This is a genomic window from Egibacter rhizosphaerae, assembly GCF_004322855.1.
GTDB classification, from domain to species: domain Bacteria; phylum Actinomycetota; class Nitriliruptoria; order Euzebyales; family Egibacteraceae; genus Egibacter; species Egibacter rhizosphaerae.
On the sequence record NZ_CP036402.1, the window covers coordinates 2,261,296 to 2,287,083 of the forward strand.

Genomic DNA, 25,788 nt, shown 5'->3' on the forward strand with positions numbered 1-25,788 from the left:
CCGTCACGTCACGTCGCGGTGGGCCAGCCCAACAGCCGGGTCGGCCGACGCGCCAGCGCCGGTGCCGGCGCGTACGCGCTGTTCCCGGACGGCCTGTCGCTGTTCGACCGCGCGCAGCCAGCGGACGAAACAGGTCGCGGCTGCCAGCGTCCAGACCACGCTGCCGACCAGCACCATGATTCCTCCCCCGAGCTGCTGGTCCTCGGCGGGGGTGAGCGGAAGTCCGACGGCGGCAGGATTGTGGGCGGCGGCCCATTCGGTGGGCGAGACGATGATCAGCGTCGCGAGCACCGCGCCGGCGGCACCGCTGAGCGCGAGTCCCAGCACGCTTCCGCCGGCACGAACCGCCGGGGCGGTCATCGCGGCCCACCAGACAGCATAGGCGGAGCCGATCAGCGCCAGATGCTCGATGAAGTGCAACGTCGGATCGAACAGGGCTGCCTCGTACACCACCGGCGCGTGCACGATCCAGAGGACGGCCACGTGCGCCAGCGCGATACAGACACGGCCGGGACCGCTCAGTGCCCGCCGACGTGCCGACGCGCCGGCGGCGAACACCGGCGCGACCCCACGCACCCAGGACCGCGGCAGTGCCTCGCGCACCGCGAGGCCCGGACGTGCGAGGAGGATGAGCGGAGGCACGATCGCGATGAGGATCACGTGCTGCGCCATGTGTGCCGCGAACGACCAGTGCCCGTGGTCGTGCAGCGGCGACCACAACGCGAGGACCAGCACCCCGAGACCCGCGCCGAACGACGTGGCGCGCGCGACACGCTTGGCTCCGCGCCCCCGCCACAGCGCGACACCGAAGATCGTGGCCATCGCTCCCGCGACCGCCAACCCGAGCGGGTCCCACTGGTGCGAGGTCCGCACACACCACAGCAGGAACTCGTTCTCGACACCCGCGGCTCCGGTCACGGTGGCCCTTCGACACGGCACGTCGCCAGTCGGGCGAGGCCCTACCCCTGCATCGTCGTTCGAAACGGACCGGTGTTCCGCCTTCGCGGTCGTCCGACGCCCAGGGGCTCAGGCCCGTGCTTGCGCCGGCCGGGTGCGGGCCCCTAGCGTCCCTCGCGTCGTGGTGCACGGGAAGCCGGTGAAAGCCCGGCGCGGCCCTTGCCACTGTGTACCGGGAAGCGGACTCCGCGTGCTCTGGCCTCGCCCAGGGCGCCACTGGACGCACGAGCGTCCGGGAAGGTAGCGGATCGCGCGTTGGACCCGGGAGCCAGGAGACCGGCCACGGCACGACACAGCCGTCCACAAGGTGATGGAAAGGCGGTCCCTCTCATGGGTCTGTTCGCCCCTGTGCATCCTGTCCGATCCTGCCCGCACGCGCTTGTGGCCATCGGGTTGTCCGCCCTCTTGCTCGCCGGATGCGACGCCTCCGCCGATGAGGTCCCCTCCTCCCCCGACGAGGACACCACCGACGAACCCGACGCCGAGACCGGCGCCGACGATGCGGACCCGTCGAAGACGGGTGACGTTCCCGAGACGACGGTGGCCAACTGCGATCGCGAGGTCACCGTCGATCAGCCGCCCGAACGCTTGGTCGCGGTCAACACCGCATCGATCGAGAACCTGCTCGCGCTCGGCCTCGGCGATCGGATGGTCGCTGCCTCCGGCTCGATCGACGACGTCAGCGAGGAGCTGCAACCCGAGCTCGACGGCGTCGACACCCTCGACACCGGCGGCGACGACTATCCCAGCCTCGAGCGGATCATCGAGCTCGAGCCCGACTTCCTCTACTCGGTCTATCCCAGCACGTTCCGCGACGACGGCCTGGCCTCGCGCGACGAGCTCGACGACCTGGGCGTGGCCACCTACCTCGCCCCGAGCCGCTGCCCCGACCGCGACGAGGACGAGCCGCTCTCGTTCGAGGAGATCTGGGGCGAGTACACCGACCTCGGGGAGCTGCTCGACGCGGAGGAGGCCGCCGAGCAGCTGGTCGCCGAGCAGCGCGACGAGGTCGAGCAGGCGCGCGACGAGGTCGAGCAGGCGCGCGACGAGGTCGACGGCAACCTCGGCATGTCCGCGTTCTGGTGGGACGTGGGCACCGCCGACCCGCTGACCGGTGCCTGCTGCGGCGCTCCGGCGATGATCATGGACGAGCTCGGGCTCATCAACATCTTCGGCGACCTCGACGGGCACTGGTCGGACGCCAGCTGGGAGCACGTCGTCGAGGAGGACCCCGACGTGATCGTCATGGTCGACTTCGGTGACGACGACATCGAGCGCAAGCGCGAGTTCATCGCCGAGGACGCGACCCTGTCGCAGCTGCGGGCGTTCGAGGAGGACCGCGTCGTGGTCCTGCCCTTTCCGCACACCACCCCGGGGCTGCACAACGTCGAGGCCCTGCGCACCCTCAGCGCGGAGCTGGCCGAGGACCAGGAGTGAGCGGCGCGAGCTCGACGGAGGCGCCGCGCGGGCGGGCCCTCCGACGAGCCGTCCCCGGCCGAGCAGCCTCCAGCCCGGCCCCGAGCGCACCGCCGGGAGGCCCGTCGGCGGCGCGCCGGCTGCTGGGGCGGCTGATCCTCCCGCTCGGGGCGATCCTCGTGGTCGTGTCGGTGCTCGTCGCGATCGCGCTGGGGCAGGCGGACCTGTCCGTACGCGAGGTGTGGACGGTCGCCAGCGAGCGGCTCGGCCTCGCGTGGGTGCAACGGCCCGCGCTGGGCCTGCACGGGGTGGAGGTCGAGCCGATCCGCGCGAGCCTGGTCTGGGACTTGCGCCTGCCCAGAGTGCTGACCGCGGTGCTGGTCGGCGGAGGGCTGGCCTGCGTCGGCGCGGTCATGCAGACGCTGATGCGCAACCCCGTGGCCGACCCCTACCTGCTGGGGATCTCCTCCGGCGCGTCGCTGGGGGCGGTCTCGGTCATCGTCGTCGGGTTGGGCGGCGGTCTGATCGCGGTGTCGAGCGGCGCGTTCGTCGGGGCGATCGGCAGCTTCGTGCTGGTGCTGGCCATCGGGCAGCACGCCGGAACGTTGCAACCCGGCCGGGTGATCCTCGCCGGCGTCGCGGTCGGGGCGTTCTTCGCGGCGGTGACCTCGTTCCTGATCATCTGGGTCGCCGACCCACAGGCCACCCAGGAGGTGCAGTTCTGGCAGTCGGGCTCGCTCGCCGCCGCGCGTGGGCCGTCGGTGGCCACCGCGTCCGCGGTCCTGGTGCCGGTGCTGGTGCTGTTCCTGGCCTCCTCGCGGGCGCTCAACGCGTTCGCGTTCGGCCCGGACGCGGCCGCGACGCTGGGCATCCAGGTCGAGCGCGTGCGCTGGCTGCTGCTCGTGGCGTGCGCGCTGCTGACCGGCGTGCTCGTCGCGGTCAGCGGCACCATCGGCTTCGTGGGGCTCTTGGTCCCCCACGCGATGCGGTTCCTGGTCGGCTCGGACCACCGGCGCTTGCTGCCGGCCAGCCTGCTCGCCGGCGGTCTGCTGCTGCTGTGGGTCGACGTCCTCGCCCGCACCGCGTTCGCGCCACGGGAGCTGCCGGTGGGCATCATCACCGCGCTGGTCGGCGTGCCGGTGTTCGTGTGGATCCTTCGTCGTCAGCGAGCCCGCGTATGACCCACCTCGCCCGCGGTGAGCCGATCACCGTTCAGGACGTCTCGGTCTCCTTCGGAACGGCACGTGTGGTCGCCGAGGCCGGGCTCTTCGTGCCCGAGGGCAGCTTCACCGGGCTGATCGGCCCGAACGGCTCGGGCAAGACCACCCTGCTGCGCACCACCGCGCGGCTGCTCGCGCCCGACGCCGGGGCGGTGTGGATCGGCGACGACGTCGCCGAGCGACTCTCCCGACGCGAGCTGGCGCAGCGACTGGCGGTGGTCGAGCAGCATGCCCACACCGACGTCGAGGTCACTGCGCGGGAGGTCGTCCTGCTCGGGCGCACCCCGCACCGGCGTGCCTGGAAGGAGGCCCGTGGCACCGACCACGAGATCGCCGAGCACTGCCTCGAGCGCGTCGGGCTCACCGGCTTCGCCGACCGCTCGTGGCACACCCTGTCGGGCGGGGAGCGCCAGCGCCTGCAGCTGGCCCGTGCGCTGGCCCAGGAGCCCACCGTGCTCGTCCTCGACGAACCCACCAACCACCTCGACATCGCCCATGCCCTGCAGCTGCTCGCCCTCGCCCAGCACGCCGGGGTGACGACCCTGGCCGCCCTGCACGACCTCAACCTCGCCGCGACGTTCTGCGACGCGCTCGTGCTGCTCGACCAGGGTGAGGTCGTGGCGGCCGGGCCGCCCGAGGAGGTGCTCACGCCGCAGCGGCTGGCCGGGGTGTACGGCGTCGAGGCGGTGATCGACCACCACCCCGCGACGGGACGTCCCGCGATCACGTTCCCCCCACCGGTCGTGTCGCACTGACCACCACGGCCGACGAGCCCTGCCCGTGGGGCCGGAGCGACGGAGAGCCCACCGCCCAGCGAACCCACAGCCGCCCGCGGTCGAGGGCGCGCTACTGGTCGGTGGGCTCGTAGCGCGTGTGCCGCGGCTCGCGCTCCACGGTCCCGTCCGGATAGCGCAGGATGCGCGTGACCGTGATGTCGAAGCCGTCGATGGTCTGGCCCTCCCGATGGCGGGTGCGGTCGCTGGCCTCGGCCTCGACCTCGACCCATTCGGTCGACCAGATCCGCACCGTCACCGAGTCCGCGGTGTGGCTCGTGTCGATCAGCAGCCCGTACGGCGAGTCGTTGCGGAACTCCAAGTCGATCAGGTCGTAGTGCAGCGTCGCCTCGCGACCCGCTGGGTAGCGGCTGATGTAGTAGCTGTGCGGCTGGGCCACGAGGAACTCGTAGCCCCCGAAGTAGATCGCGTTGTACATCGTGGTCGCGAACTGGCTCACGCCGCCGCCGACCTGCTCCTCGAGCTCCCCGTCGATGATCGTCCCGTCGGCCTCGAACCCGGCCTCCTCGGTGCGCGGGCCGACGTGGTCGTTCACGCTGAACGTCTCCCCGGGCTCGACCACCTCCCCGTCGACCATGTCGGCGATCCGCTGGATGTTGCGCGCACGCGGCTCGCCGGCGGTGTACTCGGTGGTGAACTCGCTGATGACCTCCTCGATGCCGATGTCCTCGGCCTCCTCGCGGGAGCGCTCGGGCTCGACGATCTCGACGTCGAGCTCCTGCTCGCGGTCGCCCTCCCCTGCAGCGATCGCCTCGACCTGTGCGGCAGCGGTGTCGAGGTCGAACGCGAACCCCTGGCGGCTGTCGCTGATCTGGATCGCGCCGCCCTCCAGCGTGATCTCGCTCGAGATCGGATCGCGCTCGATCGCCTCCACGGTCTCGTCGTCGATCGTCTCGGCGAGCCCGTCGGTGTCGAGATCGAGGGCGAAGTCGCCACCGGAGCGCTCGACGTCGAACAGATCGCCGATCTGCTCGGGGCTCAGGCGCACCTCCCCATCGCCCCGGGCGAGCACGATGTCGCCGTCGATCGCGGTCTCGGCCGCCGCGACACCCGCATCGACGGTCTCGGTGGTCGTCTCGGGCTCGAGCGCCTCAACCTCCGGGGTGAGCGTGGCCTCCCCCGGGGTCGCCGCGGCCTGGGCCAGCTCGCCGGCCAGCTCGTCGGCGTCGATCCGCGCGCCCGTCTCGGGGTCGCGCCGGCTCACCGAGGCCCCCTCGAGCGTGACCTCACCCTCTTCCGGATCGAGCGCGAGGTCGTCGGCGGTCTCCTGAGCCCAGGCCTCGGCCCGCCCCTCGTCGAAGGAGGAGGCGACGGGCACCGCGATGCCGTTGCGGATGGACGCGATGTGGTCGCTCCACGCCGTGATCGGGTTCACCTGCCGGCCGCGGCCGCGGATGCGCTGGACGGTCTCGTCGATGTCGACGTCGTAGCCGAGCTCGCCGGCGGTGACCGTCAGCCGCTCGTCATCGGCCACGGCGCCCTCCGGGGCCTCCCACTCGACGGTGATCTCCTCGTCGAGGCGGGCGTGCGCGAGCTCGACGACCGCGGTCTCGAGCTGTTCACCGTCGAGGCCCCCGACGTCGACCCCCGAGGCGTCCGGGCCGACCCCCTCCCCGGACTCCCGCACGCCGGTGAGCACCGTGCCCGGCAAGGCGTCCGGGCGCAGCGTGCCGAGCGCGATCGGTGTGAGCCACGACAGGACCGCAAGCACGACCACCCCCGTCACCGCCCAGCCCAGCGGACCGATCCCTCGGCGAGTTCGGGGCCGCTCGGCCCTCGACGACGCTTCGTTCACCACCAATGTCCCCCCGTGTGCATCCTCGGCTCGTCCTCACCTCGTCGCTGCGGTGCTGCGTCGTGTTCGTCACCCCGTAGACGCATGACACCGGCACAAGGATGCTCGCTCACAGCCACCCGGGAACTCGCCGGGGACCATCGCCATCGGCCCTTCGGACATGCCGTGCGGCGCGGATGTCGAGAGCGGCGGGGCGGTGCCGTCGTATGCGCGACAGCACGCAGTGGACGAACAGCTACGGGAGGCACACATGAACTGGACACTCGAGGTCGTCGTCGTGCCGGTGTCGGACGTGGAGGCCGCCAAGGCGTTCTACGTCGAGCGGGTCGGGTTCGGTGTCGATCACGACACCACCTTCGGTGAGGGTCAGCGCATTGTCCAGCTCACCCCGCCGGGGTCGGGATGCTCGATCGTGATCGGCGAAGGCGTCGTACCCGAGATGCCGCCGGGTTCGCTGCAGGGGCTGCAGCTCGTCGTCCCGGACATCCACGCCGCTCATGCCGAGCTCGCGCAGCGCGGGGTGGAGGTCAGCGAGGTCCGGGCCGTCGACGGCGACAACGACCGGCTCCGCCGCGGCGGGCAGGCGCTCGACAACGTCGGCTTCGTCTTCTTCTCCGATCCCGACGGGAACGGGTGGGGCGTGCAGCAGATCTCGAGTCGGGGGTGAGCGATCGCGGGCGGGAGCGTCGGGACACAGCCCGAGGCCTTCGCTCCGATCGGCCTCCGGCGCTTCAGGCACCGCGCCCAACCCGCGCGACGCCTTCCCTCGCAGGCTGCGGCAACCGGGGGGACGAGGGGCGTTTGGTGCGGTCCGGTGCGCGCAGGAGCCGGGAGGAGTTGGCGAGAACGACCCCGTCGGGCAGGCTCTGGGCCGCGGCTGCCCAGACGGGGGGAAGGATCCCCACGGCGGCCAGGGCGACGCCGATGAGGTTGTAGCCGGCGGTGAAGTACAAGTTCTGTCGGATGGTGCGGGCGCTGCGGCGGCCGACCAGGAGCGCGTCGGGAACGAGGTCCCAGTCCTCGCGCATCAGGGCGAGGTCGGCGGCGTCGAGGGCCGCGTCGGTGCCGGCGACGCCCATGGCGGCGCCGACGTCGGCTTGCGCGAGGGCGGGCGCGTCGTTGATGCCGTCGCCGACCATGAGCACGACGTGCCCCTCGGCTTGGAGCTGCTCGATCGCGGCGATCTTGTCGTCGGGCAGCAGGTCCGCGCGGTGGTCGATGCCGAGGCTCTCGGCGATGGTCGCCGCCACCCGCTCGTTGTCCCCGGTCAGCATCACCTGCCGGTCGAGACCGAGCCGGCGGAGCTCGTCGAGGGCCGTCGCGACGGCGTCGCGCACGGTGTCGGCGAGCGCCAGGACGCCGACGACGGTGTCGGCGGCGGCGGCGAGGAACACGGTCTTGCCCTCGGCCTCGAACGACCCCGCGACGTGCTCGACCCCGGCGGGGATCCGGACGTCCGCCTCGGTGAGCAGCACTCGCGTGCCGACGAGCCAACGCCGGCCGTTCAGGCTGGCGGCCACCCCCCGGCCCGGGTGGGCGGTGAAGTCGTGGCCGGACCTCGGGTGGTGCCCGGCGGCGGTGGCGGCCTCGACCACTGCCCGGGCCAGTGGATGCTCGCTGCGTTGCTCCACGGCCGCGACCGCGCTCAGCAGTTGATCGGGGTCGAGCCCGTCACCGACGGGCACCACGTCGGTCACCACCGGCTTGCCGGTGGTGAGCGTCCCGGTCTTGTCGACCACCAACGCGTCGACCGTCGCGAGCCGTTCGAGCGTGTCGCCGCCCTTGATCACCAGCCCGCGGCGGGCCGCGGAGCCGACACTGGCCAGGACCGCCACCGGCGTGGCGATGACGATCGCGCAGGCGCAGGCGACGACGACGACCGCGACGGCGTTGAGGACCTCGCCGGTGACCAGCAGCGTCAAGAGCGCGAGCGCGGCCACCACCGGGATGTAGTAGCCGGCGAATCGGTCCGCGAACCGCTGGATCGGCGCCTTGCGCGCCTCCGCCTCGCCCACCAGGTGCAGGATCCTCCCGAAGGTCGTGTCCTCCCCCACCCGGGTGGTCGCGACCACGAGATGTCCGGCCTGGGCGATCGTGGCCGCGAACACCCGATCCCCGCCGGCCTTGTCCACCGGCACGCTCTCGCCCGTGATCGAGGCCTCGTCGACCGGCGCGGTCCCCTCGACCACCTCGCCGTCCACGGGGATGCGTTCGCCCGGCCGCACCACGACCAGATCCCCGGCAGCGACCCGCTCGACCGGCAGCTCGATCTCGTGGCCGTCGCGCAGCACCCTCGCCACGACCGGCGCCAGCTCGGCGAGCTCGCGGACGGCCTGGCGGGACCGCTCACCGGTGCGCTGCTCGATCCAGTCCGCGAGACGCATGAAGAACACGATCAAGAGCGCTGCGGTCCACTCTCCGATCACCGCCGCCGCGAGCACCCCGATGCTCATCAGGGTGTGGGCGGTCACGCGCCGCCGACGAGCCGCTGCGACGACACCGGCGAACACCGGCCATCCACCGACCAGCAGCGCGGCCGCCAGCAGCCACCACGGCAGCCGCTCGAGGGCCGCGTCGAACCATCCCAGCCGCTCCCCGACGGCCGCCGCGACGACGATCCCGGCCACCCCGCCCATGATCCACCAGCTCACGACCGAAGGGACCGTCCGGCCCCGGGCAGTCTCGCCCGTACCACATCCGTCGCTGCAGGAGCTCTCACAGGCCGGGGCGCCGTTCGTCGCCGAGTTCGTCCGAACTCCGCTATCATCGATGGACATCGATGCTGAGGCTATCATCGCTCCTGGGCGATGACAACAGCGTTTGACGATCAGTTCGGAGGTCGAGCATGACCGAACTCGCGGAGCACGCACCGGACGATGCCGCGGTCGCAGCCAAGCTGTTCCGCGGCTTGGCGGACCCGACCCGCCTCGCGATTCTGCTCGAGCTCCTCCGGGGTGAACGGCGCGTCGTGGACCTCGTCGAGCGCATCGGGGGCTCGCAGTCCAACATCTCCGCACACCTCGCCTGCCTCAAGGACTGCGGCCTGGTGACCGACCGACCCGTCGGCCGCGCCTCGGTCCACCGCCTTGCCTCGCCGGCCGTCACCGACCTCTTGCGACAGGCCGAGCACGTGCTCGAGGAGACCGGGCACGCCGTCGCGCTCTGCCCCACGTACGACGAGGGGACGGCCTCCGGGCCCTCGAGCTGACCAGCGACCCGCGCAGGCGAGTCAGACCAGCACGCGCCGTCGCTCGCCGGTCGGCTCGTGACGGTAGGCCTCCCACGCGGCGGCGAGCCGGTCCACCGCCTCGTGCAGCACCTCGGGTGGCTGCCCGAAGGGAACGCGCAGGTGGGAGGGGTACCTGGTGGAGGCCGAGGACACGCCCGGCGGCGCGAGCCCCACGCCGTGACGCTCGGCCACCGGCACGAACGCCTCGGCGTCCTGACCGGCGAGGTCGACCCACAGGCACAGGCCGCCGAGCGGCTCGTCCCACCGCCACTCCGGCAAGTCGCGTGCGAGGCGTTCCACGAGAACGTCGTGACGCGCGCCGAGCCCCTCCCGACGCATCCCGAAGCGCTCGTCCGCGTCCTCGAGCAGCTCGGCGACGATCGCCTGGCTGAGCAGCGGCGTCCCCACGTCGGCGATCGCCTTGAGCCGGGCGAGCCGCGCGAGCGTCGGCGGCTCCGCCCGCACCCAGCCGACGCGCAGCCCACCCCACAGGGGCTTGCTGAACGACCCGACGGTGACGAGGCGACGCTGTGTGGATGCGTCGGCGAACGCCGCGATCGGCGGCACGATCGCGCCGTGTCGCTGCGTCTCCAACAGCGTCGCGTCGTCGAGCACGACGGCATCCGCGTCGGCGACCAGCTCGGCGACCCGCTGGCGCGCGAGCCGGGGCATGACACCGCCGGTCGGGTTGTGGACCGAGGGGATGAGGTAGACGAGCCGCGGTGACTCGCGGGCGAGGATCTCTCCGAGCGCGGCGACGTCCGCGCCGTTGGCGCCCACCGGAACCCGGAGGACGGTCGCCTGCTGGGCACGCATCGCGTCGACCGCACCCGCGAACGTGGGCTCCTCGACCACCACACGGTCGCCGGCCCCGACGTAGAGCTGCGCCGCGAGGGAGATCGCCTGCTGTGCACCGGTCGTCACCATCACCTGCGACGGGCGCGTGTCGAGCCCTCGGTCGGTGAGCCACCCGGCGATCGCGGCGCGGAGCGCGGGCAGGCCGAGCACGTGATAGCCGTGATCGGCGCCGGCTGCGAGAACCCGCGACGTCGCGCGCGCCACCGCGTCCTCGTCGAGCGCCTCGGTGCCGAACCAGTACGCCCCGTACAGGTCGAGAACGTCGTCCTCCCGCGCGACCGCCCCCCGGAACAGGCCGTCGCCGGCGAGCGACGACGCGACGTACGCCTCGCGCGGACCGCTCACGGGGGAACCGCCCGCGCGCACGACCGTGCCGCTGCCGTGGCGGGTCTCGACCAGCCCCCGACCACGGAGCTCCTCGTACGCGGCGACCACGGTGCCCCGCGAGACATGGAGCTCCCCGGCCAGGCGCCGCTCCGCCGGCAGCTGCCCGCCCGGCGGCAGGACGCCCTCCTCGATGGCCCGGGCGACGGCGGACGCGAGCGCCTCGTAGAGCGGCCCGCCCTCGTCTCGCCACTCGCCGAGTCGGCGGGCGACCTGCTCGGGGGAGAACGCAGACACGACCACCTCACAACAGATTGGATCACAATTGGCAGAGACCACTGGATCATACTCGGCGGCATCGCCCGCTGCCGAGGAGCCACTCATGCCCCGCGTTCCCGTCCGTCATGAGGGCCCGAACCAAGCCGGATCTCTGCCGCCAGAGGGGGCCGAGCACCGCGAACTCGAACACCGTGCGTCGGACACTTGCGGGCTCGAATGGTCCAATCTGCTCCAGTGGATCGAGCTGCTCGTTGCGGAGGCGGCCGACATCCCGCTCGAGGACGCGGGAGACTGCGCGCGACTCCGAGAGGGCGCGCGAGCCGTCACCACCGCCATGGCCGCCCGCGGCGAGCTGCCGTCCGCGCTCGTCGTCAGCGACCACGATCCACCGGTCGTGGTCGTGCGCGTACTCGCGCTCGCGCAGCGGCAGCTCGCGGCGCAGCGCCACGTCAGGGGGTGAGTCGGTAGGTGGTGATCACCACACCGGAGCCCGCCCTCATCACCTCCGCCAAGTCGAATGACGCGGGCAACGTACCGTCCGCGAACAGCCGCTTGCCCCCACCGAGCAGCACCGGGAACGTCCACAGTTCGAGTAGGTCCACGAGGCGGGCACGTAGCAACCGTTGAAGCAGCGCCGCGCTCCCGGTCACGTGCACTCGCTGGTACCGCGCCTTCAGACCAGCGACCTCAGCGCCGAGCTCACCGTCCAGCACCTTGGTGCTGTGCCACGACAGCGGCGCCGAGTGGGTCGTCGACGCCACGAACTTCGGTGTCGCGTGCAGCGTCCGCGCGAGCGCCGCGTCGTGGGCATCGTCGGACACGTGCGGCCAGTAGCCAGCGAAGATCTCGTACCTCCTTCGCCCGTAGAGCAACGCATCCGCAGCCGCCAGCTGCGAAGCGACGCGCTCATCGCGGCGGTTGCCGAGCACGCGGCGGCGGGGTCGCTGCGCGAGCTGCTGGACCTGCCCCCGGAGAGCTCCGTGGGGTTCGTGTCCGGGGGCAGATGGCGACAACCCGTCGAGGGAACCGGACCGTTCGTGCAGCTTGTTCAGGGCCCCGTGTAATCCAGGCCCTGGGCCGCCAACGCCTCCCCGAGGATGGTGACCGCCTTGGGGCCGACCCCGTGGATGGCCAGCAGCTCCTTCCGCGAGTGCCGAGCCACTTGCTCGAGGCTGGTGATCCCATGGACGGAGAGTTCGCGAGCGGCCGTCTTGCCGATCTCGTTCGGCAGATCCCCCACCGGGCGGACATCGGGTGTCTCGGCCATCGTGCGCCCTTCCCGTTGATCCCTGCGAACGTCAAGCTAGCGGACAGCGCGCGCCGGAACGCAGCCGATGGCGGAGGGCGGTACCGGCGTGAATACCACGCCGGTATGACTATGGGGATGGACCAGCGGACCCGCGCCCCCTCGGAGCGGTCGAGCGCGGCGAGCAGTCGGAGGCAGTGCGAGCAGCCCGGCTTCCAGTAGACGATCAGGTCGTCGTCGCCAGCCTGAGCCTGCGCGCTGGCGTGCGGGACGTGGCGGCCGCGGCGTAGCGGCGAGAGCCACCACGCGGCGTCGCGTACGGTCCCTCCAGGCTTCTCGACCAAGGCCGCAATCGCACGGGGTCGCCGAGCTGCCGGTCACATGAACGGATCGCCGGCACTGGGTGAGCGACCGACCCCCGCCAGCAGGGGCGGTCCCGCCTCCCCCGGCAGGCTGACGGCGAGTTCGTCGGCACCGAAGGCCTCCCAGCGCATCACCGCGACGACGACGTCGTCCTCCAGACGCACTTCCTTGATCTGCCCCAATGGGAAGGCCACCCACTTGCTGATCTCGGGGGGCCCGGACTTGTTGTCGACGTGCGCCTCCAGCAGCAGCGCCGACGTCAGCACGTACTCACGCACCCGACGGCCCGGCCCGCGGCCCAGGTAGCGCGGCGGATCATCGTCGCCCACGAACTCCCGGGCCCGGCGCACCAACTCGTCCGCGCGGCCGTACTGGTCCGATCCCCCACGGCCCCTGCCCCACTGCACCTCGCTCATCGCCTCTCCTCGATCGTTCGCCGGGGACGAGCCGGCCAGCCGTGCGACGCGACCGCGCGCTCGAGCCCCTGACCGCGTTGAATGCCGGCGTTGTTGACCATGACGTCGAGCCCGCCGAGGAGCCCGGTGGCGACCGCAACGCCCAAGATCCCGTGCACCACCCGCTGACCGAAGGGACTGTACTCGGCGACCGTCACGTCCATGTGGATGGGATTGAAGTCGCCGTTGAGCCCAGCGAACCCCACGAGGTCGGCCCCGGTGATCGTGCGGCCCGCACTCGTGTAGACATCGCCTGTCTCGATGTCCTCAAGGTCCAGATCGATCCTCATGCCTTCCTCATAAGCACGATGATGTTCCATTGTCCCACCTTGACCGATGTGTGCAGATGCTTCCCAACGAGTGGTAGTGACACCCGATACCCACCAACAGCGCGGATCCCTTATCATATGTGGCTGGTGAGCGTCAATCGTTCCTACCGGAAGTAGACCCCGATGCGGTCCCCATCGAGGTCGTGGACATCGACATGGGTGTCGAAGACGTTCCGGAGGACGGGCGCGTCGATGATGTGCTTGGGGTGCCCGTCCGCGACGAGGCGGCCGTCTCGCATGGCGACGATGCGGTCGGAATGGCAGGACGCGAAGTTGATGTCGTGGACGACGAGGAGGATGGTGCGGTCGAGGTCATCGGCGATGCGGCGGAACAACCGCATCATCCCCACGGCGTGGCGCAGGTCGAGGTTGTTGAGTGGCTCGTCAAGCAACAGGTAGTCGGTCTCCTGGCAGAGCACCATCGCCACGAACGCGCGCTGCCGCTGCCCTCCGGACAGCTCGTCGAGGTGCCGGTCCGCGAACGGGCCGAGCTCGAGATAGTCGATGGCGTCGTCGATCGCGCGGTGGTCGGCCGGCCCCGGACGCCCCCGGCTGTGGGGGAACCGCCCGAAGGTGACGAGCTCGCGGACCGTCAGCCGGACGGTGAGGTGGTTGTCCTGCCGCAGGATCGAGACGCGGCGCGCGAGCTCGCGGCTCGGGGTGCTGGCCGTGTCGAGCCCGTCGATCGTGACCGTCCCCGCCTCGGGCTCCAACAGCCGGCCCACGATCGACAGGAACGTCGACTTGCCCGCACCGTTCGCGCCGATCACGGAGGTGATGCCTCCGCGGGGGATCCGCAGGCTGACGTCGTCGAGCACAACGGTGTCGCCGTAGCCCTTCGTGAGATTGCGGACCTCGATCATCGTCGGGCCTCCTTGAGCAGCAGGGCGAGGAAGTAGGTGCCGCCGATCAGGTCGACGACGATGCTCAACGCGGTCGTGTAGCCGAGAACGCGCTCGAGGACGAGTTGTCCGACCACGAGCGCCACGATCCCGAGCAGCGCCGCAGCAGGGAGTGCCAGGTGGTGCCGGAAGGTGCCCAGCAGCTGCCGGGCGAGGTTGGCGACCAGCAGGCCAAAGAACGTGATCGGGCCGACGAGGGCCGTGGAGACCGCAACAAGGACGGCGACCAGGACGAGCTGTCGGTTGACCACGCGTCGGTGCTCGATCCCGAGCGTGGTCGCGGGGTGCCGGCCCAACGCGACCACGTCCAGCTCCCGTCGGGAGGCCCACGCGACCGCGACTGCGACGCCGACCACGACCGCGGAGAAGGCGAGCAGCCGCGTGTCGACACTGCCGAAGCTCGCGAACATGCGGTCCTGCAGCGTCTGGTACTCGTTGGGATCGATGAGGCGGCTGACGAGATTGGTGCCGCTCGAGAACAGGGTGCCGAACACGATGCCGGCCAGGACGAGCACGTAGAGGTCCCGGCCGTGGCGGCCGAAGAGCCACCGGTGCAGGACCACGGCGAAGGCGACCATCATCGTCGCCTCGACCGCGAAGCGCAGCTCGGGCGGGGCGTTCGCGAGGGCCACCGCGCCGAGGAAGTACACGCCGACCGACTGCAGCAGCACGTACAGCGAGTCGAACCCCATGATGCTCGGGGTCAGGATCCGGTTGTGCGTGACGGTTTGGAACAGCACCGTCGACACGGCGATTGCGACCGCTACGAGCACCATGGCCGCGACCTTGCGGCCGCGGAGCGCCAGAGCGAAACCCCAGTCTCCAGAGATGTCGACGAGCAAGAACGCGACGACCGCGACGACCGCGGCCGCCCCGAGCGTCACGAGGACGCGCCGCTGCCGGCGGGTGGTGGTCGCCGCGCCGCGCGCCGGGGCGGCGGACGAGCGCGCCACGTCCAGCTCACCGTGCACGGTGGCGGCCTCGCGTGATGAGCAACAGGAAGATCGCGCTGCCGACGACCCCGACGACGGTGCCCACCGGCATCTCGTAGGGGAAGCGAATCGTGCGCCCGATGACGTCGCAGGCGAGCACGAACGCCGCGCCGCTCAGCGCGGTCAGGGGAAGCGCGCGCCGCAGGTTGTCGCCGAGCGCCATGGTCACCAGGTTCGGCACGATCAGGCCGAGGAAGGGCACCGCACCGACGACCACGACGGTGACGCCGGTCACCGTCGCGACGATCGCGAGACCGACGTTGACCGTGCGCTCGTACGCGAGCCCCAGGCTGACCGACAGGTCGCGGCCCATCCCCGCCATCGTGAACCGGTCGGCGTAGGTGTAGGCGATGACCGCGACCACCGCGGCGAGCCAGAGCAGCTCGTAGCGGCCACGCAGCACCCCCGAGAAGTCGCCCGTGGTCCAGGAGCTCAGGGTCTGGAGGAGGTCCACGCGGTAGGCGACGAACGTCGTGAGGGCGCGGATGACCCCGCCGAACATGAGCCCCACGAGCGGCACGAGGATCACGTCGCGGAAGGTGATGCGACGCAACAGCGCGAGGAAGATGGCGGTGCCGGCGAGCGCGAACGCGACGGCGATGGCCATCTTGACGACGAGCGACGCGCCCGTGAACAGCAGCGTCGCGACGACCACGCCCAGCATCGCGGACTCGACGGTGCCCGCCGTCGACGGGGCGACGAACCGGTTGCGGGCGAGGTGTTGCATGATCAGACCGGCGACGCTCATCGAGGCGCCGGCGAGAAGGATCGCCACGAGCCGAGGGACGCGGCTGGCCAGGAACACCATGGCCTCCCGGTCGTCGCCCACGACGAGGTCCCGGGGCCCGAGATCGGTCACCCCGACGAAGAGCGAGGCGCCCGCGGCAGCGGCCAGGACCAGCGCGCCGGCCACCAGGTGCCAGCGCCGAACGCCGCGCGTCCTCGACGCGGCCCGAGCGCGAGCGCCCGGCAGGCCCGCGGTCGTCGCCGTGGACCTGCCGGGTCCTGCATCTCGGCTCACCGAAGGGCCGCGTCGATCTCGTCGACCATCGTCTCGACGGAGCGCAGACCGGTCGGAACGAGGTACCAGACGACCTCGTCGAGGTAGTGGACGTCGCCGTTCTCCCAGGCCGGGGTTTGCGCGACGAGCTCGTTGTCGAGGACGGCCTCGGCGGCCTCCCCCGTCTCGCCGATCGCGGCATCCCGATCGAGGACGAAGAGGTGGTCCGGCTCCGCCTCGAGGATGAACTCGAAGGACACCGCGTCACCGTGCGTGGCCTCCTCGACGTCCTCGACGGCCGGTGCGACCCCGAGGTCCTTGTGAATCAGGCCGAAGCGGGACCCGGGGCCGTAGGCGGTCACCTCGCCGCCGCTGGTCATCACGATCAACCCGTCGCCCGCGTCGTCGGCGAGGGCGCTGACCTCCCCCACCCGCTCGTCGAGGACGGCCAGCCGTTCCTCGACCCATTCCTCGCGGTCGAAGATCTCCCCGAGAACCCCGAGCTGCTCACCGAAGCTGTTGAGGAAGTCGGTGTTGTCGACGGTGAGGTCGACCGTCGGCGCGAGCTCCGAGAGTTCGCCGAAGGCCTCCGAGGAACGGCCGCCGACGATGATCAGGTCGGGGTCGAGCGCGTTGACCTCCTCGGGGTCGGGTTCGAACAGGCTGCCGACGATCGACGTCTCGCCCCCCGCGTACTCCTCGAGGTGCGCGGGGACGTTCGCGACCTCCGGCACCCCGGCGACCGGCACGCCCATGGCGTCGAGGGTGTCCAGCGTCCCGACGTCGAACGTCACGACGACCTCGGGCTCGGTCTCGACCGTCGTCTCGCCCTGCACGTGCTCGACGGTCACCTCCGCGTCATCCGCGTCGACCGCATCCTCCGGGTCGGGGTCGGCAGCTTCGTCCGCCGCCTCGCCGGGGTTGTCGACGTCCTCGCCGACGGCCGTCTCCTGGGGCGTTTCGTCCGCGCCGCACGCGGCCACCAGGAGCGCGCAGCAGGTCAGTGCAGTGACGAGAGCCCCGGTTCGGGACGTACGCTCCATCGCCTCTCCCTTCTTAGGTTAGGGTTACCTTAGTTCCTGCCGACACGCCGACACAAATCGAGTTGAGCGCACTTGGCGACGCCAGACCCCCACCACGGGTCTGCACGGTGAGGCTGACTCCGCGGTGCCCGCCGGAAGGCGCCGTAGCAGCGCGTGCACGTGACCGGGAGCGCGCCACTGCTCAAGAGCCGCCGAGAAGCGCTTCGGGGTTCCCTACCGCTCACCATCCGCGCATGAGGGACGGTGGAGCCGTGCCCACGGACGATGATGACCGCCAGGCGGGCACGACCGCGGGCTTGACCCTGGCCGGGTTGGGGGGATCCCCGATCCCGGCGATGCGCGGATGAGAGTAGCTTCACCGACATGATCCCGAACGTGCGGCTTGAGAGCGAAGCTACAGGTCGCGGCGCCATCGACGCCTACGTCGAGGCCCTGGAGCGAGCGCTCCAGGGACCCCGCCGGGCCCGGCAGGACCTGCTCACCGAGGCTCGCGATGCTCTGCACGACGCCGCCGATGCCCACGAGGCGGCCGGTTGCTCGCGTGCCACCGCCGAACGCCGAGCGGTCGAGGAGTTCGGCGAGGTCGCGGTGGTCGCCCCCGGATTCCAGGCCGAGCTCGGCGTGGCGGAGGGCCAACGGACGGCGCTGTGGATCGTCGTGTTGCTCGCGCTCCAGCCATTGCTGTGGGATCACCTCTGGACGATCGTCGACGGTGCGACGGGGCGCCCGTCCGGTACGTACGCGCTCGTGGGCGACCTGGTGGGTGGGCTTGGCACCGTGACGGTCGCCCTCGCCCTCGTCGCGGTGGTCGCGTGCGGGCCGGGGTTACGGCTGGTGGACCCGCGTCGCGTGGCGCGCGGCATCGGTCACTTCACCCTTGCCACGTGTGCGCTCTTCACCGCCGCGGGCCTCGTGATGGTCGTGCTCGGTCCCGACGTCGGCCGAGCGGCGGCAGCACTCGTCCCGTTCCTGCTCGTGCCGTTGGCGTGCCTGGCACGGCTCGGTCGGCGCTGCCTAACGGTGCCCTGACGTCGGGGCCCGCCCGGTTCACTCAGTGCGCGGGTCCCGGGCGCAGGACCTCCTCGACGACCCCGGTGAACTCGCGCCAAGCCGTCCGTTCGGTTGCGAGCGCCCGTGCACCCGCATCGGTGAGCTCGTACGTCCGGCGGCGACGTCCTCCGACCGTGCTCCAGCGGCTACGCAGGTAGCCGGTGCGCTCCAGGCGGCGCAGGGCGGGATACAGCGTCCCCGTCGGCAGTTCGAGCGCCCCGCCACTGCGCTGCCGCAGGGCCTCGGTGATCGCGTACCCGTGCAAGGGCTCGGATTCGAGTACCGCCATGATCAACGCGTCCAGGTGGCCACGTAGGGCGTCTGCCTTCATGTAGCCAGCCTATCTATTCGCGATAGGCTTGCCTACCTACATGTAGGTCGTCTACATGTAGATAGGACGATGGAACGACGAAGGAGGCCTTGATGCCACGCATCACCATGTCCCGACGCCGCGCCGCCCACCTCGTCGCCGTGACCGCGGCGCTGAGCCTCGTGCTCGCCGCCTGCGGCCAGGCAGGAAGCACCCCGACCTCAGAGGACCCCGTGCAGGGCACGGAGGTGTCCGTCGTGGACAACGCCTTCGAGCCCGAGGTGCTCGAGGTCGAGGTCGGCGAGACCGTCACGTGGAACTGGGAGGGCACCAGCGCGCACAACGTCAGCGGCGACGGCTTCGAGAGCCCGCTGCAGGAGGAGGGCACGTTCACCCACACGTTCGAGGAGCCGGGAGAGTACGACTACACCTGCACGCCCCACGGGGGGATGGACGGGACCGTGGTGGTGGTCGAGCCGTGAGCACGAACCGCGCCCTCGCCGTCCTCCTGGGGCTCGTCGCGCTCGCGGTGCTCGCACAGGCCGCACTCGCCGGCCTCTTCCTCGCGGGCGTTCCCGGTGCCCGCCTCGGCCACATGATCGTCGGCTGGTTGCTGCCATGGAGCGCGATCGTGCCCGCCGTGATGGCCGTCGTCGCCCACAGCAACCGTCGTGTCAGCCGCGGCGTCATGATCGGGGCCGTGCTGCTGCCCATGCTGCTCTTCGTCCAGGAAGCCCTCGGGCACATGCCGTTCGCCGCCTCCACGGCCGTGCACGTGCCGTACGGCGTCGGTCTGTTCGCCGGCACCGTCCTCCTGGCGGCGGCGAGCACACGGCCGCCGACCGCGGCTCCGCGACCCGAGGAGGTCCCGCCGCCGGGGGCCTCGCCCGCCCCCGGCTCCGGAACGCCGCCCACTCCGAACCCGGGTGGGTAGTACGGGGATCGCCGGAGCCGCCGGCCCGGCCGTCCGTCCGCACGCGCTCGCGCACGTCCGGGTGGGGGTGCCCGCACACCGCGGTCGGGGTGTAACGTCACCACCTCATGTTCGCTTCGAACCCGAGGGTGGGGGCCCTGACCGCGGTTCTCGCGGTGGTCTTCGCGGGTTCGGGTTGGCTGCTGGAAGGCTTCGAGCCCACGCGGCTGCCGGGTGAACTTCTCATGGTCGGCGCCAACACGCTGCCGTTGTTGGCGATCCGCCGGAACCCGCTCGCGGTGGTGGCGCTGTGCTCGATCGCCTACCCCGCCTGGGTCGAGCTCGGCTACCCGATCCACGAGCTGCAGTCGCTGCCCACCGTCGTCGCGATGTACGCGCTGGGCGCCTGGGACCGGCCTTTGCGGGTCCGTGCGGCCGGGCTGGCCGCGCCCGTGTGGATGGTGTCCGGTGGCACCCTGCTGTGGGGCGGTGACCTGCTCGAGCTGACCTTCGTCGGCGTGTTCTTCGTGGCGGTGTGGGCGCTGGGTGTGCTGATCGCGGACCGGCGGGCACGGGCCGCCACGCTGGAGGCCCGAACGCTGGAGCTCGAGCAGGCACGTCAGCAGCTCACCGAACGCGCCGTGGCCGACGAACGGGCCCGGATCGCCCGAGAATTGCACGACGTGGTCGCCCACGCGATGAGCGTGATCACCGTCCAGGCGGGCGTGGGCGCGCACATCGTCGGGCAGCGTCCGGCGCAGGCAGCGCAGTCGCTCGAGGTGATCGAGCACACGGGACGCGAGGCGCTGGCCGAGATGCGCCGCATGCTGACGGTGCTGCGGGACGACGCCCCCGACGCGCCGGTGCCCGAGCCCCAGCCCACGCTGGCGGACCTGCCCACCCTGGTCGACAGTGCGCAGCGTGCTGGGATCCACGTCGCGCTGGTGACACAGGGAGCCGCCCGTCGGCTTCCCGTAGGACTGGAGCTCGCCGTCTACCGCGTGATCCAGGAGGCGTTGACCAACGTCGTCAAGCACGCCCCCAGCAGCCGCGCGACGGTTACGACGACGTACGCCCCCGCGCACCTGGACGTGGAGGTGTCCAACGGCCTCCCGGCCGGGCGTCGCACGGAACCCCCGGTGCACGGGCACGGCTTGCGTGGGATGTCCGAGCGTGTCGCCTTGTACGCGGGCTCCCTCACGACGAGCACGGACGAGCGCAGCTTCACCGTGTCCGCCCGCTTTCCCATCGAGGAGACGGCCGGTGCCTGAGCAGGCCTCGCCGCTGCGCGTGGCGATCGTCGACGATCAGGAGCTCGTCCGAGCCGGCTTCCGGGCGCTCTTGGACGCCGAGCCGGGCATCGAAGTGGTCGCCGAAGCCGCGACGGGCGATGCGGCCGTGACGGCCGTCACGGCCAACCGGTGCGACGTGGTCCTGATGGACATCCGCATGCCCGGCACCAACGGCATCGACGCCACGCGGCGGATCCGCACGCTGGACGAACCCCCCGAGGTGCTCATCGTCACCACGTTCGACAGCGACGAGAACGTTTTCGAGGCTCTGGAGGCCGGCGCGGCAGGATTCCTCGTCAAGGACACCCCGCCGGCGCAACTCGTCGACGCGCTCCGTTCGGCGGCTGCGGGCGGTGCGACCATCTCCCCCGGCACGACGCGACGGCTCCTCGACCACCTCCTGGCCGCCCGCCCGCACCGTGACCGTCCCGACGCCGCGCAACTCGGGGTGCTGACCGACCGCGAGGGCGAGGTCCTGCGTCTCGTGGCGCTGGGCTGCTCCAACCGCGAGATCGCCGCTCGGCTCACGATCTCGGAGTTGACCGCCAAGACCCACGTCTCCCGCGTGCTCACCAAGCTGGGGGTCACCAGCCGCGTGCAGGCGGCCTCCCTGGCCTACCGGGCCGGCTGGCTCGCCCCCGGCGCCTGACCCCCGTTCGGCGTACCGGACCCCCGCCGTACTGCTTTCGGAGGACCCCGAAGATCGCCCGTTGCGCGGACGTGGCGCGATCCGCGGGCCCGTAGCGTGCCGCGCATGGACACGATCATTCGCAGTGACGGGCTCCGGCGGGCTTACGGGGACGTCCCCGCGGTCCGCGACGTGAGCTTCACGGTCGAGCGGGGAGAGGTCTTCGGGCTGCTCGGACCCAATGGCGCGGGCAAGACCACGACCGTGGAGTGCCTGCAGGGCCTGCGATCCCGCGACGGCGGGAGCGTCGAGGTGCTCGGCCTCGACCCGGCGCGGCACCCCGATCGCCTGCGGCGTCACATCGGCGCGCAGCTGCAATCGGCGGCGCTGCCCGACCGCCTGCGCGTGGGCGAGGCCGTCCGCTTCTTCGCGCGACTGCAGGACCGCCCGGTCGACGTCGACCGGACCCTCGAGGAATGGGATCTCACGCGGCTGCGCCGTCGGCCCTACGCGGTGCTGTCGGGGGGCCAGCGGCAGCGCCTGTTCCTCGCGCTGGCGCTGCTCGGCAGCCCGGAGGTGGTGTTCCTCGACGAGCTGACCGCCGCGCTCGATCCGGCCGCTCGACGCGCCACCTGGGAGCTGGTCCGGGGCGTGCGCGACCGCGGCGCGACCATCGTGCTCGTGACCCACTTCATGGAGGAGGCCGAAGCCCTCTGCGACCGGGTCGCCATCGTCGACGACGGACGTGTCGTGGCGCTGGACACGCCGGCCGCGCTCACCGCCGGGTCGGGCGGGGACGTTCACGTCACGTTCTCGGCGGACGGCCGGGAGGTGGCGTTCCTGCGGGCGCTGCCCGGCGTCACCTCGTTCGCCGTCGCGGACGGGGAGATCACGGTCGCGGGCGACCCAGCGACACCGGTTCGCCTGGCCGCGGCGCTGGCCGAGCACGGGATCTTCCCCCCGGACTTCCGCACCCACCATCCGAGCCTCGAGGACGTCTTCCTCGCCCGGACCGGGCGGAGCCTCACCACGGAGGTGACCGCGTGACCGCTCAGGTGGTGTGGACCGAGCTCAAGCTGCTGACCCGTGAACCGCTCACGCTGCTGGTCAGCCTGCTGTTCCCGGTCGTGCTGATGGTCCTGCTCGTCGGCTCCTTCGGCAACGATCCCGATCCCGATTTCGGCGGGGTCGGCGGAACCGACTTCTACGTGCCCGTGTACACGGCGGCCACGGTCGCGGTGATGGGGTTGCTCGGGATCCCGACGCACCTGGCGATGTATCGCCAGACCGGGGTGCTGCGACGTTTCCGGGCGTCGGGGCTGTCGCCGCTCGTGGTCATGGCGGCGCAACTGATCGTCATGGCCGCGCTCGTCGCCGTCGGCGTCGCCGCCATGGTCGCGATCGGGTTCGCCGGGTACGACCTCACCGCGCCCGCATCGGTGCCCGGCGTGGCCCTCGGCTTCGTCGCCGGCACGTTGGCGTTCGCCGCGATCGGGCTGTTGCTCGGTTCGGTCCTGCCCACCGCCCGGGCCGCGCAGGGCCTCGGCCTCCTCCTGTTCTTCGGCCTCTTCTTCGTCGCCGGCGGCGGCCCTCCGCCCGCCCTGCTCCCCGAGGCCGTCAACCGCCTCGTCGAGCTCACCCCGATGGGACCGCTGGTCGACGCCATCAGCGCCCCCTGGCACGGGCACGGGGTCGACGGTGTCGCCCTCGCCGCCCTCGCCGCACTCGCCGTGGTGGCCGGCGCGCTGGCCGAGCGCCGCCTCCGTCGCGAGTAATCGCGCTCACTCGACCGGGTACAAGCCGTCGGGGAACGCGTCGCGGTGATAGCCCTTGACGCCAACGGCGTGGGTGAGGGCGCTGCGCCAGTCGCTCCCCGAGCGCAGGCTCTCGAGCACCTGCTCGAACCCGTACTCGGGGTTCCAGCCGAGGTCGCGGCGGGCGCGCTCGTTGCTGTAGACACGGTCGATGGCCTCCGGCAGGCGCCATCCCCCCGCGGCGTACAACTCCGGCTGGTCCGGGTAGTGGCGGGCCACAACTCGCGCGGGATCAACGCCCAGCTCCCTGAGATCCGCAGCTGCGAAGGGAGTGGTCGCACTGACCACGTAGCGCCCGAAGCCGATGCTCGCGGCCCGCTCGAGCGCCCGCAGGTGCGCGGAGACGACGTCAGCGATGTCGACCCGACGGTGCAGCAGCTCGTTGGCCTTCACGTTCTCGTCCTCGAAGGCCGCCCGCACGTCGGCGCGGTCGTCGGGCTCGGGGAAGAATCTCGAGGTTCGCAGGACCAACACCGGCAACCCGTCACGTTGGTGCACCACCTCGGCGACGTGCTCGGCGGCGAGCTTGGTCGCGCCGTAGATGTTGCGCGGCTGCGGCACGGTGTCCTCAGTGATCCATGCGGCAGGCGCTCCCGCGGGTGGCGTCATGGCCCGGCCGAACGTGCTCGTGGTGCTCGTCAGCACGAACGCCCCCACACCGGCGTCGACCGCGGCCTCCAGCAGCGTGAGCGTCCCGGTGACGTTGACGTCGACGAAGTCCTGGCGACCGTGCGTCGCGACGTGCGGCTTGTGTCGCGTCGCCGGGTGGAGCACCGCCTCGGCCCCCGCGACGGCTTCGCGCACCGTCCCGGCGTCGGTGATCGAGCCGACGACCGTCGTGGACGGCGAGGGCGTGACGTCGATACCGACGACGTCGTCGCCCCGTCCCCGCAGGGTTCGGACCAGCGCTTCGCCGAGGTGGCCGCTGCTACCGGTCACGAGCACCCGCACTGCTTGGCTCCCTTGTGCGATGTGTGGGGAGCCGTGAGTCTACGCCACCCCATGCGGGTCCTGCCCGTCCTATCCATGCGGCTGTCGGCTCTACCGCTTCGGGCGCGGTTCTTGACTTGCGCGGCCACCGCCCGCAAGCTGACGTTTCTGACAGCGTTGTGGCGGACCTCCTGTCGGGGAGCGCGTCTCGCTTTCCACGTCCCGGGGTCCCGGACGGAGTGTGGTGGGCGAGATGGACATCGATCCTGTTGCAGCCGCGATCGTCGGTGCGATCGGCGTCGTGGCGCTCGTATTCGCCGTCCTGTGGCTCCGCAAGCGAGCCCGGCTGATGGCACTGCCGGTCCTGGCGCCGGAGCAGGCGGTCGACCATGAGGGAGAGGCCGTCGTCACCGGCACCGCCGCTGGCGAGGAGGTCACGTCTCCCTGGAGTGAGCGGACCGGCGCCTTCTTCTCGGCCAAGGAGGTCGTCGAGGAGCGCCGCCAAGGCGGCGCGTCAACCTCGGCGGGTTCGGGCTCGCGCTCTCAACGGCGGCGTCGCAGCCACGACCTCGGCCAGGTCGGGATACCTCTCGTGCTCGCCGGCGACGAGGGCGCGCCCAGGATCTCGGTCCAACCGGACGGGGACATCGACATCGACCATCTCCCGATGATGCGCACCGCCAGTCAGGGCAGCGGAGGCTTGAACGTCAACGTCGGCGGCCTCAGCGTCAGTGGCAGCGGCGATCAGCGCAGTTGGGTGGAGGAGCACGCGGCCTTCGTCGGCGACCGGCTCTACGTCGCTGGAACGGTCACTCAGCAGGGTGGCGAGCCGACCATCGCGGGGAAGGTGTCGCTGGCCGGCAAGGATCCCTCCGCGCAGGGCGCTGCGTTGCTCCTGCGCGCCGGGATCGCTGCCCTCGTTGCCGTGGGCGCATTGGGCTTCGCGCTCGTCGGTCTCGTCGGCTGAAACCGTGAGCCTCGCTATCTCGCGTCGTGGGCGCTCCCGGCCCACACGAGCCACTGTCCCTGGAAGGCGTCGGCCTCGTACGCGACGCCCCCGAGGTCACCCTGCTCGGAGTGGTTGGTCGCGTCGAGTGTCTCGTCGAGGCCCAACTCGGCCCCGGCGAACGCCCTGACCTCGTCGGTGCCCATGCCACTGGTCGCATGGATCAGCGCGTAGACCATCGCGACGTAGTCTGCGGCCTCGTCCACGTCGGTGGGCTCACCGCGCAGCTCCATGCGCGAGACGTACCCGTCGGGATGCTCGACCACCTCCAGCTCGGAGCCGTCGGGGAAGCGTTGGGCCTCCACTCCCATGCGGCGGCGCTCGTGGTCGAACGCGAACGGCTGGAGCTCGTGACCGAAGTCGAGCTCATCGACCAGGCGGTTCCAGTCGGCGCGAAAGTCCCGCGCGGTCACCTCGATGTGGTCGAGTTCCTCCGACCAGTCGAGCGTGTCCTGGCCTGCCTCGGCCGGCCCTCCACCCTCCGGCTGTGAGGGGGGCTCGCCGTCGTTCCCTGCGCGCGGGAACGCGACCAGCAGCACGATCACCCCGACCGCAACGAGGAGCACGAACCTCATCGCCCGCCACCGGTACCAGCTCCGGTCGGTGGTGTGATCGCTGGGCGTAACCTTCTCGCGCATGCCCC

General features: G+C 71.5%; 29 protein-coding genes and 1 riboswitch. Of the genes, 14 read left to right on the top strand and 15 right to left on the bottom strand.

Annotated features, from left to right (window positions below; all coding sequences use genetic code 11):
- Positions 1–3 precede the first annotated feature (3 nt).
- Complete coding sequence (locus ER308_RS10470) at positions 4–918, bottom strand: cytochrome c oxidase assembly protein (protein ID WP_131154940.1); 915 nt, start codon at positions 916–918, stop codon at positions 4–6.
- 144 nt (positions 919–1,062) lie between these two features.
- Positions 1,063–1,256: riboswitch (cobalamin riboswitch) on the top strand.
- Positions 1,257–1,350: 94 nt separating this feature from the next.
- Here ER308_RS10470 and ER308_RS10475 point away from each other — a divergent pair.
- The 3 genes from ER308_RS10475 to ER308_RS10485 are packed head-to-tail and all read left to right on the top strand — an operon-like array spanning position 1,351 to position 4,348.
- Entirely contained in the window at positions 1,351–2,394 is a 1,044-nt protein-coding gene (locus ER308_RS10475; protein ID WP_205746006.1) for an ABC transporter substrate-binding protein, read from the top strand.
- Positions 2,391–3,554, top strand: coding sequence for a FecCD family ABC transporter permease (locus tag ER308_RS10480; protein ID WP_205746007.1), 1,164 nt, complete (start codon positions 2,391–2,393; stop codon positions 3,552–3,554). Before ER308_RS10475 ends, ER308_RS10480 begins: the two co-directional genes overlap by 4 nt.
- Positions 3,551–4,348: an ABC transporter ATP-binding protein gene (locus ER308_RS10485; RefSeq protein ID WP_131154941.1), complete on the top strand. Its 798-nt coding sequence runs from the start codon at positions 3,551–3,553 to the stop codon at positions 4,346–4,348. Before ER308_RS10480 ends, ER308_RS10485 begins: the two co-directional genes overlap by 4 nt.
- A 91-nt stretch (positions 4,349–4,439) precedes the next feature.
- Here ER308_RS10485 and ER308_RS10490 read toward each other — a convergent pair whose 3' ends face one another.
- Entirely contained in the window at positions 4,440–6,113 is a 1,674-nt protein-coding gene (locus tag ER308_RS10490; protein WP_165491985.1) for a VanW family protein, read from the bottom strand.
- Between the two features lie 319 nt (positions 6,114–6,432).
- Between ER308_RS10490 and ER308_RS10495 the strand changes: the two genes are divergently transcribed.
- A complete protein-coding gene (locus ER308_RS10495) occupies positions 6,433–6,849 on the top strand; it encodes a VOC family protein (protein WP_131154943.1) in 417 nt (138 codons plus the stop codon).
- Between the two features lie 64 nt (positions 6,850–6,913).
- Here ER308_RS10495 and ER308_RS10500 read toward each other — a convergent pair whose 3' ends face one another.
- Complete coding sequence (locus tag ER308_RS10500) at positions 6,914–8,833, bottom strand: heavy metal translocating P-type ATPase (protein WP_165491986.1); 1,920 nt, start codon at positions 8,831–8,833, stop codon at positions 6,914–6,916.
- A gap of 194 nt (positions 8,834–9,027) precedes the next feature.
- Between ER308_RS10500 and ER308_RS10505 the strand changes: the two genes are divergently transcribed.
- Complete coding sequence (locus ER308_RS10505; RefSeq protein WP_131154945.1) at positions 9,028–9,390, top strand: ArsR/SmtB family transcription factor; 363 nt, start codon at positions 9,028–9,030, stop codon at positions 9,388–9,390.
- Positions 9,391–9,411: 21 nt separating this feature from the next.
- On the opposite strand, the gene ER308_RS10510 is transcribed toward ER308_RS10505, so the two are convergent.
- The gene (locus ER308_RS10510; RefSeq protein WP_165491987.1) at positions 9,412–10,890 is read right to left on the bottom strand and encodes an aminotransferase-like domain-containing protein; all 1,479 of its coding nucleotides are present in this window, start codon (positions 10,888–10,890) and stop codon (positions 9,412–9,414) included.
- A gap of 85 nt (positions 10,891–10,975) precedes the next feature.
- On the opposite strand from ER308_RS10510, the gene ER308_RS10515 reads away from it, so the two are divergent.
- Positions 10,976–11,332, top strand: a complete 357-nt coding sequence (locus tag ER308_RS10515; protein WP_131154947.1) for a hypothetical protein — start codon at positions 10,976–10,978, stop codon at positions 11,330–11,332.
- Here the strand turns inward: ER308_RS10515 and ER308_RS10520 are convergent.
- The 8 genes from ER308_RS10520 to ER308_RS10555 all read right to left on the bottom strand — a co-directional run bounded on the left by ER308_RS10520 (position 11,322) and on the right by ER308_RS10555 (position 17,202).
- The gene (locus ER308_RS10520) at positions 11,322–11,801 is read right to left on the bottom strand and encodes a dihydrofolate reductase family protein (RefSeq protein WP_165491988.1); all 480 of its coding nucleotides are present in this window, start codon (positions 11,799–11,801) and stop codon (positions 11,322–11,324) included. The genes ER308_RS10515 and ER308_RS10520 overlap by 11 nt on opposite strands.
- Positions 11,802–11,920: 119 nt before the next feature.
- Entirely contained in the window at positions 11,921–12,139 is a 219-nt protein-coding gene (locus ER308_RS10525) for a helix-hairpin-helix domain-containing protein (protein ID WP_131154949.1), read from the bottom strand.
- A gap of 356 nt (positions 12,140–12,495) precedes the next feature.
- On the bottom strand, positions 12,496–12,897 hold the full coding sequence (locus tag ER308_RS10530) for a hypothetical protein (protein ID WP_131154950.1): 402 nt from the start codon (positions 12,895–12,897) through the stop codon (positions 12,496–12,498).
- Entirely contained in the window at positions 12,894–13,226 is a 333-nt protein-coding gene (locus ER308_RS10535) for a MaoC/PaaZ C-terminal domain-containing protein (protein ID WP_131154951.1), read from the bottom strand. Before ER308_RS10535 ends, ER308_RS10530 begins: the two co-directional genes overlap by 4 nt.
- 143 nt (positions 13,227–13,369) lie before the next feature.
- Positions 13,370–14,128 (bottom strand): iron ABC transporter ATP-binding protein, encoded by a 759-nt coding sequence (locus ER308_RS10540; RefSeq protein WP_131154952.1) that lies wholly within the window; start codon positions 14,126–14,128, stop codon positions 13,370–13,372.
- Positions 14,125–15,120 (bottom strand): iron chelate uptake ABC transporter family permease subunit, encoded by a 996-nt coding sequence (locus ER308_RS10545; protein WP_131156986.1) that lies wholly within the window; start codon positions 15,118–15,120, stop codon positions 14,125–14,127. The genes ER308_RS10540 and ER308_RS10545 overlap by 4 nt, the downstream gene beginning before the upstream one ends.
- A 7-nt stretch (positions 15,121–15,127) precedes the next feature.
- Positions 15,128–16,132, bottom strand: a complete 1,005-nt coding sequence (locus tag ER308_RS10550) for an ABC transporter permease (protein ID WP_131156987.1) — start codon at positions 16,130–16,132, stop codon at positions 15,128–15,130.
- A gap of 44 nt (positions 16,133–16,176) precedes the next feature.
- Positions 16,177–17,202, bottom strand: coding sequence for a siderophore ABC transporter substrate-binding protein (locus tag ER308_RS10555; RefSeq protein ID WP_205746009.1), 1,026 nt, complete (start codon positions 17,200–17,202; stop codon positions 16,177–16,179).
- Between the two features lie 363 nt (positions 17,203–17,565).
- On the opposite strand from ER308_RS10555, the gene ER308_RS10560 reads away from it, so the two are divergent.
- On the top strand, positions 17,566–18,231 hold the full coding sequence (locus tag ER308_RS10560) for a permease prefix domain 1-containing protein (RefSeq protein WP_131154953.1): 666 nt from the start codon (positions 17,566–17,568) through the stop codon (positions 18,229–18,231).
- Positions 18,232–18,253: 22 nt separating this feature from the next.
- Here ER308_RS10560 and ER308_RS10565 read toward each other — a convergent pair whose 3' ends face one another.
- Entirely contained in the window at positions 18,254–18,583 is a 330-nt protein-coding gene (locus ER308_RS10565; protein WP_131154954.1) for a PadR family transcriptional regulator, read from the bottom strand.
- A gap of 92 nt (positions 18,584–18,675) precedes the next feature.
- Between ER308_RS10565 and ER308_RS10570 the strand changes: the two genes are divergently transcribed.
- The 6 genes from ER308_RS10570 (at position 18,676) to ER308_RS10595 (ending at position 23,170) form a co-directional block, all read left to right on the top strand.
- The gene (locus ER308_RS10570) at positions 18,676–19,044 is read left to right on the top strand and encodes a cupredoxin domain-containing protein (RefSeq protein WP_131154955.1); all 369 of its coding nucleotides are present in this window, start codon (positions 18,676–18,678) and stop codon (positions 19,042–19,044) included.
- The gene (locus tag ER308_RS10575; protein ID WP_131154956.1) at positions 19,041–19,496 is read left to right on the top strand and encodes a hypothetical protein; all 456 of its coding nucleotides are present in this window, start codon (positions 19,041–19,043) and stop codon (positions 19,494–19,496) included. Before ER308_RS10570 ends, ER308_RS10575 begins: the two co-directional genes overlap by 4 nt.
- A gap of 107 nt (positions 19,497–19,603) precedes the next feature.
- Entirely contained in the window at positions 19,604–20,746 is a 1,143-nt protein-coding gene (locus tag ER308_RS10580) for a sensor histidine kinase (RefSeq protein WP_131154957.1), read from the top strand.
- Positions 20,739–21,416, top strand: coding sequence for a response regulator (locus ER308_RS10585; protein ID WP_131154958.1), 678 nt, complete (start codon positions 20,739–20,741; stop codon positions 21,414–21,416). The genes ER308_RS10580 and ER308_RS10585 overlap by 8 nt, the downstream gene beginning before the upstream one ends.
- A gap of 105 nt (positions 21,417–21,521) precedes the next feature.
- Complete coding sequence (locus ER308_RS10590) at positions 21,522–22,442, top strand: ABC transporter ATP-binding protein (protein ID WP_131154959.1); 921 nt, start codon at positions 21,522–21,524, stop codon at positions 22,440–22,442.
- On the top strand, positions 22,439–23,170 hold the full coding sequence (locus ER308_RS10595) for an ABC transporter permease (protein WP_131154960.1): 732 nt from the start codon (positions 22,439–22,441) through the stop codon (positions 23,168–23,170). The genes ER308_RS10590 and ER308_RS10595 overlap by 4 nt, the downstream gene beginning before the upstream one ends.
- A 6-nt stretch (positions 23,171–23,176) precedes the next feature.
- Here the strand turns inward: ER308_RS10595 and ER308_RS10600 are convergent, their stop codons facing one another.
- A complete protein-coding gene (locus ER308_RS10600; RefSeq protein WP_131154961.1) occupies positions 23,177–24,160 on the bottom strand; it encodes an NAD-dependent epimerase/dehydratase family protein in 984 nt (327 codons plus the stop codon).
- 232 nt (positions 24,161–24,392) lie between these two features.
- On the opposite strand from ER308_RS10600, the gene ER308_RS10605 reads away from it, so the two are divergent.
- Entirely contained in the window at positions 24,393–25,106 is a 714-nt protein-coding gene (locus ER308_RS10605) for a hypothetical protein (RefSeq protein WP_131154962.1), read from the top strand.
- Positions 25,107–25,120: 14 nt separating this feature from the next.
- Here ER308_RS10605 and ER308_RS10610 read toward each other — a convergent pair whose 3' ends face one another.
- A complete protein-coding gene (locus tag ER308_RS10610; protein ID WP_131154963.1) occupies positions 25,121–25,783 on the bottom strand; it encodes a hypothetical protein in 663 nt (220 codons plus the stop codon).
- Between the last annotated feature and the right edge of the window lie 5 nt (positions 25,784–25,788).

Coding starts and splice junctions, on each gene's coding strand:
- ER308_RS10485 (WP_131154941.1), top strand. CDS start 3,551: ATGACCCACCTCGCCCGCGGTGAGCCGATCACCGTTCAGGACGTCTCG.
- ER308_RS10495 (WP_131154943.1), top strand. CDS start 6,433: ATGAACTGGACACTCGAGGTCGTCGTCGTGCCGGTGTCGGACGTGGAG.
- ER308_RS10505 (WP_131154945.1), top strand. CDS start 9,028: ATGACCGAACTCGCGGAGCACGCACCGGACGATGCCGCGGTCGCAGCC.
- ER308_RS10515 (WP_131154947.1), top strand. CDS start 10,976: ATGCCCCGCGTTCCCGTCCGTCATGAGGGCCCGAACCAAGCCGGATCT.
- ER308_RS10525 (WP_131154949.1), bottom strand. CDS start 12,139: ATGGCCGAGACACCCGATGTCCGCCCGGTGGGGGATCTGCCGAACGAG.
- ER308_RS10530 (WP_131154950.1), bottom strand. CDS start 12,897: ATGAGCGAGGTGCAGTGGGGCAGGGGCCGTGGGGGATCGGACCAGTAC.
- ER308_RS10535 (WP_131154951.1), bottom strand. CDS start 13,226: ATGAGGATCGATCTGGACCTTGAGGACATCGAGACAGGCGATGTCTAC.
- ER308_RS10540 (WP_131154952.1), bottom strand. CDS start 14,128: ATGATCGAGGTCCGCAATCTCACGAAGGGCTACGGCGACACCGTTGTG.
- ER308_RS10555 (WP_205746009.1), bottom strand. CDS start 17,202: ATGGAGCGTACGTCCCGAACCGGGGCTCTCGTCACTGCACTGACCTGC.
- ER308_RS10560 (WP_131154953.1), top strand. CDS start 17,566: ATGATCCCGAACGTGCGGCTTGAGAGCGAAGCTACAGGTCGCGGCGCC.
- ER308_RS10565 (WP_131154954.1), bottom strand. CDS start 18,583: ATGAAGGCAGACGCCCTACGTGGCCACCTGGACGCGTTGATCATGGCG.
- ER308_RS10570 (WP_131154955.1), top strand. CDS start 18,676: ATGCCACGCATCACCATGTCCCGACGCCGCGCCGCCCACCTCGTCGCC.
- ER308_RS10580 (WP_131154957.1), top strand. CDS start 19,604: ATGTTCGCTTCGAACCCGAGGGTGGGGGCCCTGACCGCGGTTCTCGCG.
- ER308_RS10590 (WP_131154959.1), top strand. CDS start 21,522: ATGGACACGATCATTCGCAGTGACGGGCTCCGGCGGGCTTACGGGGAC.
- ER308_RS10605 (WP_131154962.1), top strand. CDS start 24,393: ATGGACATCGATCCTGTTGCAGCCGCGATCGTCGGTGCGATCGGCGTC.
- ER308_RS10610 (WP_131154963.1), bottom strand. CDS start 25,783: ATGCGCGAGAAGGTTACGCCCAGCGATCACACCACCGACCGGAGCTGG.